The sequence below is a fragment of the Spiroplasma sp. AdecLV25b genome (assembly GCF_030913225.1).
Taxonomy (GTDB): Bacteria; Bacillota_I; Bacilli_A; order Mycoplasmatales; family VBWQ01; genus Spiroplasma_E.
Map to the genome: position 1 here is coordinate 1 of NZ_JAQYTS010000049.1, position 9,317 is coordinate 9,317.

General features: G+C 27.1%; 14 protein-coding genes. All 14 read right to left on the reverse strand.

The genetic code is table 4. The features are described 5' to 3' along the window. Nucleotides 1-394: 394 nt before the first annotated feature. A complete protein-coding gene (locus RDJ14_RS04810; RefSeq protein WP_308150227.1) occupies nucleotides 395-862 on the reverse strand; it encodes a hypothetical protein in 468 nt (155 codons plus the stop codon). Continuing rightward, entirely contained in the window at nucleotides 862-1,617 is a 756-nt protein-coding gene (locus RDJ14_RS04815) for an alkaline phosphatase (protein WP_308150228.1), read from the reverse strand. Before RDJ14_RS04815 ends, RDJ14_RS04810 begins: the two co-directional genes overlap by 1 nt. A 361-nt stretch (nucleotides 1,618-1,978) precedes the next feature. Then, nucleotides 1,979-2,335 carry a hypothetical protein gene (locus RDJ14_RS04820; RefSeq protein WP_308150229.1) on the reverse strand — a complete coding sequence of 119 codons (357 nt, stop codon included), beginning with the start codon at nucleotides 2,333-2,335 and terminating at the stop codon, nucleotides 1,979-1,981. A 17-nt stretch (nucleotides 2,336-2,352) separates the two neighbouring features. Continuing rightward, nucleotides 2,353-2,733, reverse strand: coding sequence for a hypothetical protein (locus RDJ14_RS04825; RefSeq protein WP_308150230.1), 381 nt, complete (start codon nucleotides 2,731-2,733; stop codon nucleotides 2,353-2,355). A 181-nt stretch (nucleotides 2,734-2,914) separates the two neighbouring features. Then, nucleotides 2,915-3,598 carry a 50S ribosomal protein L1 gene (gene rplA, locus RDJ14_RS04830; RefSeq protein ID WP_374047468.1) on the reverse strand — a complete coding sequence of 228 codons (684 nt, stop codon included), beginning with the start codon at nucleotides 3,596-3,598 and terminating at the stop codon, nucleotides 2,915-2,917. Further along, nucleotides 3,598-4,044, reverse strand: coding sequence for a 50S ribosomal protein L11 (gene rplK, locus RDJ14_RS04835; RefSeq protein ID WP_308150232.1), 447 nt, complete (start codon nucleotides 4,042-4,044; stop codon nucleotides 3,598-3,600). Before rplK ends, rplA begins: the two co-directional genes overlap by 1 nt. 153 nt (nucleotides 4,045-4,197) lie before the next feature. Continuing rightward, entirely contained in the window at nucleotides 4,198-4,818 is a 621-nt protein-coding gene (locus tag RDJ14_RS04840) for a transcription termination/antitermination protein NusG (RefSeq protein WP_308150233.1), read from the reverse strand. Between the two features lie 35 nt (nucleotides 4,819-4,853). Then, entirely contained in the window at nucleotides 4,854-5,285 is a 432-nt protein-coding gene (locus RDJ14_RS04845; RefSeq protein WP_308150234.1) for a preprotein translocase subunit SecE, read from the reverse strand. A gap of 11 nt (nucleotides 5,286-5,296) precedes the next feature. Continuing rightward, on the reverse strand, nucleotides 5,297-5,446 hold the full coding sequence (gene rpmG / locus RDJ14_RS04850; RefSeq protein WP_308150235.1) for a 50S ribosomal protein L33: 150 nt from the start codon (nucleotides 5,444-5,446) through the stop codon (nucleotides 5,297-5,299). A 163-nt stretch (nucleotides 5,447-5,609) separates the two neighbouring features. Continuing rightward, the gene (locus RDJ14_RS04855; protein ID WP_308150236.1) at nucleotides 5,610-6,365 is read right to left on the reverse strand and encodes a hypothetical protein; all 756 of its coding nucleotides are present in this window, start codon (nucleotides 6,363-6,365) and stop codon (nucleotides 5,610-5,612) included. Next, nucleotides 6,296-6,703: a hypothetical protein gene (locus tag RDJ14_RS04860; RefSeq protein ID WP_308150237.1), complete on the reverse strand. Its 408-nt coding sequence runs from the start codon at nucleotides 6,701-6,703 to the stop codon at nucleotides 6,296-6,298. The genes RDJ14_RS04855 and RDJ14_RS04860 overlap by 70 nt, the downstream gene beginning before the upstream one ends. A 141-nt stretch (nucleotides 6,704-6,844) precedes the next feature. Beyond that, a complete protein-coding gene (locus RDJ14_RS04865) occupies nucleotides 6,845-7,222 on the reverse strand; it encodes a hypothetical protein (RefSeq protein WP_308150238.1) in 378 nt (125 codons plus the stop codon). 294 nt (nucleotides 7,223-7,516) lie between these two features. Next, entirely contained in the window at nucleotides 7,517-8,152 is a 636-nt protein-coding gene (locus tag RDJ14_RS04870; protein ID WP_308150239.1) for a hypothetical protein, read from the reverse strand. 28 nt (nucleotides 8,153-8,180) lie between these two features. Beyond that, the gene (locus tag RDJ14_RS04875) at nucleotides 8,181-8,885 is read right to left on the reverse strand and encodes a hypothetical protein (protein ID WP_308150240.1); all 705 of its coding nucleotides are present in this window, start codon (nucleotides 8,883-8,885) and stop codon (nucleotides 8,181-8,183) included. Nucleotides 8,886-9,317 lie beyond the last annotated feature (432 nt).

Below are 9,317 nucleotides of genomic sequence, written 5' to 3' on the forward strand. Positions count from 1 at the left end.
ATTGCTTAACTACTTTGTATTAAAATTTTATTCTTTATAAATAACTGCATTTCTTTAAAATGACTTTTTGTTGTGATTATTTAGAAAAAAATAATTTATAAACCTATAAACTTTGTAAAATTATTAACTATAAGAATTTTAAAATTAATTTTAGATAAGATTAACCTAGCAACTTTTAAGTATGGTACAATAAATTAAACTAAATTTATTTGATATGAGAAATATTGCTCTGTAAAAATAAATTTACACAAGATTCGGGACTTAACCAATCCACCTTCACGAAATGAAATATAAAGTAAATTTTCATTAAAATTATTATAAACATAAAGTTTAGTAATTACTTTAAAAACAATACTAATAACTAATACTGTTACTATTAAAATTAAAGTTACTACTAAAAAATTATTCTAATAATATCGTAATGATGGTTATTATCACCATATTTATTAATAAGTAATTTAATAAGAGCACTACCGCCAACAATAATTCATATCATTCATTTTCCATAATCAAAAAACAATAACTTAAATCATGAACCTATCATATAACTCGTTGTAACATATCCTTCTTTAAAAGCAAAAAAATCTAAATACATAAAACTAGTAATTAAACATAAAATTGCTAACGCTATTAAAAACTTACCATAATCTTTTCAACTAAAATTATTAGAACAACTTAAATAACCAAAGCCTAATAAAATAACATACATCATTGGTGAAGAAAAATAAGCATTGAAAGCATGTAAACTGCCGCCTGCATTTAATGTCACATTTTGCACGTTAGACCAAACCATAAAACTTATGGCAATAGCAATTATTAATTTAATACCATTAACATTTACTTTATTTTCCATATTAGTCATTATTTAAAATCCTCGCTATGTTCATACATATTAGTCATATCAAAAAATGGGGTTAAAATTGGTTGTCCATCCCAAATGGGTGGCCGGTTAACTATATCTAATAATCAAGCAATAGTAGCAGGTATATCATAAATTTTAATTTTATCAGGAATAATACCATGTTTAGGAATACACTTTCCAAAAAATAATAACGGAATTTCTTCTTCAGCATTAGCACCATGACCATGATATTGCGAAACTCCACCATGGTCGGAACTAATAATTAATAATGTATCATCCCACATTGCTAAATCTTTTAAGTCTTGAATAACTCCGCCAATATATTTATCTGTTTGACTGATGGCTTGGTAATATTCTTCGCTATTTCATTCACGTGAATGACCTGCTAAATCAGGATTAACATAATAAAAAAAGGAAAATAATGGTTTGTTTTCTAATGTTTTTTTAGTAACATCAAAGGTTTGGTCATCAGTTTCTGTTTGATTATAGTTACCGCTAGCAAGAACGATGTCCTTAATGCTTGTTTTACCTTCTGGCTTAAAGTCAGCAATCATACTACCTTCACTAGCAAAACTAAATAAATTTGATGATGAATACTTATCTTTAATAGCTTCAAAGATACTAATTTGGTTTGGATTAACTTTATCATGAACAGTATGACTAAAATTTCATAAGTCTTGGTCAACAACCCCATGTTTAACAGGGTCTGTAGCAAACATAACACTAGCTCAATTAGCAGCAGAGGACGTTGGCAATACGTCACGTGCTTGTAATGATATGCACCATTGTGCATTAAATAATTCATGTTAGGGCTGTAATCACTCTTTAAAGCATACCCTGCCATACCATCAACACCAATCATTACGACATGTTTCGGTTTTTGGGCTTTAGAAACATAAGAACTAGTAGGATTATTTTGTAAGTAATCTTCACTATGGGGTACATAATTTAAAATTGGATCGCGATAACTATCATAACTAATAGCTAACGCAATCCAAAAAATAATTCATACCAAAGTTACTAATAATATAAAATTATTTTTTTTAAAAACAAGCATATTAAGAATTCCTTTGTTTAAATTAATAATTAACATTATACTTTAATTTTACATTGTTATTAAATTCTTGCTGTTCATCATCCACGAATTGATAAAATACTACCGATTCCAAAACAAATGGGAAAAATAATTATTAATAAAATAATTCCGAAATAAACTTGTTGAAATGGGTGACTAATGAAGGCATTAAAACCAGCATCATTATCAAATACATTTCAATTATTAAACAAATTGATAATTCCGTAGTACTTTAAACTTCAAAACCCATCACCAAGAAATTTATTATTGGCATTGTTAAAAAAAGCCGTACCAAATAATATTAAACTAATTATTATTGAAATTATTGCCACAATAATTAAAAACAAACCAAATTTTTGCCTTCAATCTCAATGTGATGAATTTTTACTTTTATCCATGCTTATCACTTACTAAATTAAGAATATAATCAGCGTTTAAAGTAGCCAAATATTAGTGATAAACCACTAATTCCAATAAACGTTGAAGCTAGAATAATGGCAAATACAACTCCTGCTGAAACTTGTGCGATTGGATAAGATAAAAATTTATTACTAAAATAGAAAATTTCCATTTCATTATGTCCATCAGCAGTTAAAAAATTATTAATACCTCAGTCAGCAAGTATATTAAAACCATTACCACTATTAACAGTATCTCCGCCTGATTTTGGTGTAAAATTAGCTGTTGCAATTAAAATTAGTCCTATTGCCAAGCATATAATACTAACTACCAGTGAGTAAAAGCCAATTTTTATTCCTCAATTTTGCTTTTTAAAACTATTTATTAGTTTTTTCATTAAGGTCGTGCTCCTTTACCAATTTTTATTGTTTAACCAGCAAAAACAAAATTACTGGAATTATCACAATAAGTAAATTATATCGTAAAATATTTTCATTTAAAAATAAAATGTTAATCAAAACAGAAAAAAATCATTAGTAATTCGTTTTTGCTAATGATTTTTAAAATTAAAATTACTATTATTCTTCAATTAAAACTCTAATACTTGGCCCCATTGTTGTTGTAATACTAATATTTTTAATATAAGTACCTTTAACAGCAGCAGGTTTGATTTTTTTTAAAGTAGAAAGGATTGTTGTATAGTTATGTCTTAAATCTTCTGGTGTAAATGAAACTTTACCAAGAATAACATGGATATTACCTTGTTTATCAACACGGTATTCCACTTTTCCTTTACGAATATCTGTAATAGCTTTTTCAACATCCATTGTTACTGTTCCTAATTTAGCTGTTGGCATTAAACCCTTAGGACCTAGTACACGACCAATTTTTCCTAACTCACCCATCATTTCTGGTGTAGCAATGATTACATCAAATTCGAATCATCCTTTTTGGATTTTTTCAATCATTTCTTTACCACCAACAAAATCAGCTTGTGCTTCTAACGCTTCTTTTTGTTTAGTTGTAGTAATTACTAATACACGTTGGACTTTACCAGTACCTGCTGGTAACACGATTGAACCACGTAGCATTTGATCAGCATGTCTTGGATCAACATTTAAACGAAATGCTGCTTCAACAGTAGCATCAAACTTTAATGATGATGATTGTTGTGCTAATTCAATAGCATGGTCAACAGGGTAATTTTTAGACTTATCAATTAAGTTTGCTAATGCAAGATATCTTTTGCTTCTAGCCATAATTAAATATCTTCCTTTCCGTTTTCAACGGTAATACCCATATTTTTAGCAGTACCAGCAAGAATTTTGATGGCATCTTCTAATGTATAAGCATTTAAGTCAGGAAGTTTAATCTTAGCAATTTCAGTAATTTGAGCTAAAGTAATAGTTCCTACTTTTGTTAATTTAGCGTTAGCTGAACCTTTTGTTAATTTTAACGCTCTTTTTAAAAGAAACGTTGTTGGTGTAGTTTTGATTTTAAAGTCAAAAGTTTTATCTTTGTATGCAGTAATGAATACAGGAATGGGAACGGGGTTAGCGTCATCTTTTAAATCTTTAGTTTTATCATTAAATTCTCTACAAAAACGAGGCATATCAATACCAAATGAAGCTAAACTAGCACCTGGTTTGGCACTACCTGCTGGTAATTGGATAATACCCTCACGATTAATATTTTTTTTCTCAGCCATGAGCAACTCCTCCTATAAATTGGGTCCTCACTGTGGTTCAAACGAATAATTTCTTCCACAAGTTTCAAACATAATTAAATACTATTTATTTGGATAAATAGCACTTTAAAAATAATAACATTATTATAAATAGTAGTCAATAATATTTTTGATTTAAGAATTAATCTTTTTACAACTATCATATTCTACTTTAACTTCAGTTTCACGACCAAACATATCAACAGCAACTGTTGCTACTCCTTTTTCGTCATCAACTTTAGTTACACGACCTTCGCGGTCTTGTAAAGCACCAGAAGTAATATGAACAAAATCATCAACTTTAAAGTCGCGATTAACTTCTTTTACTTGTTTAACTTTTGGTTGTACAGGTGGTTTAGAATTACGGTATAACATTTCATTAACTTCTTTTGTTGAAAGCGGAGTTGGAGGTACACCTTTACCACTAGAGCCAATAAAACCATTAATTCCAGCAGTATTACGAATATCATATCAAGTGTCTTCTGTTAAAATCATATGAACAAAAATATAACCAGGAAAAATATTTTTTTCAGTTACTTTTTTATCTTTATCAGTTGAAGTTTCACTAACAACGCGGACTTGAAAAATATTATCTTTTAGATTTAATTTTTTTTCAATTTTTTGTCTTAAACCAGCAGCTACTTTATCTTCATTACCCTTGTTACAGTTAACAATATATCATTGGGCTTGGGCAATTCTATTTTTATGTGTTTCTTCAACTGGTACAACTTTATTTAAAAGTTTTTCATTTTTCATTATTTTGACATCTCCATTTTTTGCTTTAATATTTTTTACATAATTTTTAGTAATGGTAATACCACTAGTAAAATACTTTCTATTGCATAGAAAAATAATGCTAGAACAGTAATGAATGCTACTGTGGTAAGGAATTTACTATTTAATTGTTTTCTTGGTGTTCAACGTGTTCTTCTTACTTCTCGTGATAAATATAGGAAAAAATATTTATGATAAGTTCTGGCTTCACGCTTATAATAATAGCGTTCTTCTAAGGTACGATTTTTACGTTCTTTTTCTCATATGGCGCTAATATCAACTTTTTTATTTTTATCAGCAGTACGAGGGTTAAATGTTTCAGTAGTACGTTCAAAAGTTCTTTTTGTTTTTAATGGTTTAATTTTACGAAGAATATTAAATTTGTTTTTTAAAAGGGCCACTTTTTCATGATTAATTTCGGATTTTTTTGACTTATTTTCTTCACTCATGAAAATACCTCCTATCGTGATTCTTTGTGGACAGTGTGTTGATGACAGTGTTCACAATATTTTTTTAATTCCATGCGTTCTTTGTTTTTAATTTTATTTTTATAAGTATGATAATTACGGTTTAAGCAAATGCTGCATATTAAGATTATCTTTTCGTTCATTATAAATTCACCTTGAAAACTTAACCATTTTTAATTATATTATTATTTAAAATAAGTGTCAATTTTTAAATGATTTTTTATATTAAGAAATGGTTAGTTTTATTTCTTTCTTTAATTATTGTACAAGAAAAAAAGTAATAATGGAAAAAAATATTCAAATTAACTAATTGATAGTACCTGATAATATTCCTTGACTTCTTCCACTGTCTAATTCTCTTTCTATATCATTTGCAAAGTATGAAGAAAGGTTATATTCATCTGCTGATAATTTGCTACTACTATCTATTATTATTTTATTACCTTGAGGTGTAAAAGGATTTAAAAATTCTTTTAAGTTTCCCTTACTAGTTTCATTATTTGAATCTTGCTTTATAAAGCATTTATCTGTATTTTTGATACTTAAACTTTTTTCTGGATTATCATTATATAGTTTAACTAACTCTTTAGCATCATTATACGATAATAATCCTTCATACAATTTATATGTTCTAGTATTTTCATCAGCTTTTTTTTCATTTAAAACAACTGTCAGACTCTCATCTCTAACAATCTTATTACTAGTATTTCAAAGTCCATAAACAAGGGAACTAACACCAGATGCTATATGAGAAGCACTTGCCTGTCAATTACCATTTTTAAAATTAATAATACCATTACTAATTACACTACCTGATCGTAAAATGTCAATTATCTTAATAAACTTTTGAAGTTTACTAGGATTAACATTTGCAATACCGCTTAATACTTTTATAAGACCACCAAGACCACCAATTGAATTAGTAACTAAGCCATTAATCATTTCTGGAGTTAATGTTCCATTAGAAAAACTTAATCCATCATAATTAAGACCTAAAAAATCATTTGGAGGTTCAGTAGGAAAAGTTGGTAAATCAGCTTCCGTTGTTGTACTAGGATACATTGGTGTAGTTGTTGAAGAACTAGGAGTGGTAGCGTTTGTGATAAACTATAAGCCTGTAAAACAAGCAAGAAACCAATTACTGCTTGACCAATATCTGCAAATCCACTTTTTATTAAATGCCCTCTACTATTATTGGTATCATTAGAAATATTTTTAAGGGCAGCATGTCCTAGTAAAACTAAAAGATCACTTCCACCTCATTGTTGATAAATTGCTGCTGCTTCACTTGGTGCATGAGCATGTTTTGCTACATGTGTAACACTATTTTTTACTTTTTCTCATGTTTCATTTTGCTTTTTGTCTTCACCAAGTAATGGTCTATTTTCATCTATTGACATATTATTTTTTTCCTTTCTTAATTCCAAAATAAATACTTTACATTTAAAATAAAAAATCCTTCTAGTTAGAAATTAACTAGCAGGATTTCAAGAATCAAATATTTTTTTGCATTTATCATTATAATATATTTTTAGTGTTTTTTAATTTTCTTTAATAAAATTATTGATTGTTCAATTATTAATTTTAACTGTAAAACTAACACCTGTATCAAAAGCACGTGATATAGAATTACTTGTAAACTGTTGATATATATTTTCATTGTCATGTCACATATAAATATACATAATTAAACCTTGTGATTTGTGACCACTAGGTGGCTGATTAACTGCTCTTCATACTGGTAATTTACCTTTTACATCATGAATCTTATTCATATTAAAATTTAATTCATCGCTTTTAACAATTGTTTTAATACCCATAATATTATAGTCAATTTCAGAGTCTTTATCTGCGAAAATATTTGGATATAAAAACATAAAATTTTCTCAACTATCAGCATAATTATTTCATTTTAACAATGTTGTAACTACTGAATCATATTCTACTCACTGCGTACTTGTATCACCGGGAAAATTATAATCTATTTTTAAATTATTATCCGTATCTAAGTCACTAGTGTCATATTGATAATAACTTACACTAATAATATTCTGTTTATTATCTAGTAAATATCTGACACTATAATCTTTACTACTATTAGTAACTGAACTATTTTTTAATAGAATCTCAATATTGGTCTTATAATCAATAATGTTATAAATTATTTGCTTGTATTGATTATCATTAAATGTTTTATCATCTTTTAAACTGCTTTAACTAATAAAGTTTTTCGCAAACCTACTACATAAAATTTTACTATTTCCAGGATGGGATTGACTAATATTGTAAAGCCCTAAACTTTCACTTAAATCTTGAGAATTAGGTATTAAACTAACATCACCTTCCCCTGTAAGTTGGATATGCGTATTTGCACCACCAAATTGTAATAATGTTCAATGTAAATCTGTACTTGAAAAAGTATAAACTGAAGTTACTATCTTGCTTAAATTTTGCTTTTGTAAAATTTTAGTACCTTCATCAGCACTGACAATTTGTTCTTCTTCTCTATCTTGGGAAACAGCATTATTTCAATCTTCAGTAATGGCATCTGGAATTTTCTCTTTATCAAAAACTAATTCACCTTCATTATTAACAGTAAGTTGGCTTATATAGGGAACTAAGTTGTCATTTGTTTTTATATTATTAATATCATAAATGTGATAATTATCAGAACTATCTTTATTACTTAAAATAGTACTGTTATTTAAACTTTGATATGAATTATTGCAAATAATGGTTTCGGAATTTATTTGTTGTAAATTATTACTAAGTTTATGATGGTTAATAATTCCACTGCTTGCTAATAAACTAACAGTAGTAATCATTAATAAATTTTTAAAATTTAACATGTATTTTATTATACCTCACATTTTATTTTTAACGAAATGATTTAATTTTAATTGTTGTGCTAATGCTATTAAATGTTAATTGACAATTAGAACTAAAATTTTTATTCATTACTTTATTCATTTTTAATTCTTGTTCATTATTTTTGTTATCTTTATATTTAATAACACTAGCAATATTTGTTACATACTTATAATTATTGATTTTACTACAATTAGTAAATAATTTAATCTCATCAGCATTCTTAATAATAATTGGATCAATATCTGCTTGAAAATCAAGTTGAAAATTATCATCATCAACTGCAAAATTAGCATGCAATGTTAAATTAATAGTTGGTGAATCAAGTTTAGTAAACTTATTTAAATCATCTTTAGCATTAGATAACAATAAATCAGTAACTGAATCGTCATTATTTTTAATAGGATAATAAATTCCTTGGTCATCAATATCGTTTAAGAAAGAAATTGGTTTTATTGTTGAACAATCAAGTTTTTTATTAGTAAATGTTTGTTCATTAGACTTTTCATTATGACACTCCATAATAACAGTAATCTTAATACTATCTTTTAACTGGTTTTTACCAACAATAGTTATATTAATTGATGTTTGTGTGCTTTGGCAATTACCACCTTGAAAATTAGTAGTAATAGTATAATCATCATCAGTAAAATTTTGATGTCACGTTGTATTACCATAATCTTTAATTCCTGTAGCAAATAAATTAATTAACAAATTATTAATTTCATCTTCTTGGACATTTGTATCATCATTGACTGCAAATGGATTAGGTTTCGTAAATTCATCTTTGTTTAAATATGATTGAAATTCGTTTAAAGATTTTGCTGTACAAATTGCTCTAAAAGTAATATCAATATTAATAGTGTCTTCTAATTGATTTTTACCAACAATTGTAACATTGATTGTCTTTGGAGTGTTGTAAATACCATCAGTAGCATTTGTAGTAATAGTGTAATCGTTATCAGTAAAGTTTTGATGTCACGTTATTTTACCATAATCGCTTATATAAGTACGCTATGGTCTTTACTACCTGTTGCTCAATCCACACCAACACTATAAAAATCAAATTTATAAGTATCTTTTTCTTTATTATAGAATTCTTGTAAATTATATGGTTGTCAATATTTTATTGCTTTTAGAAATGGA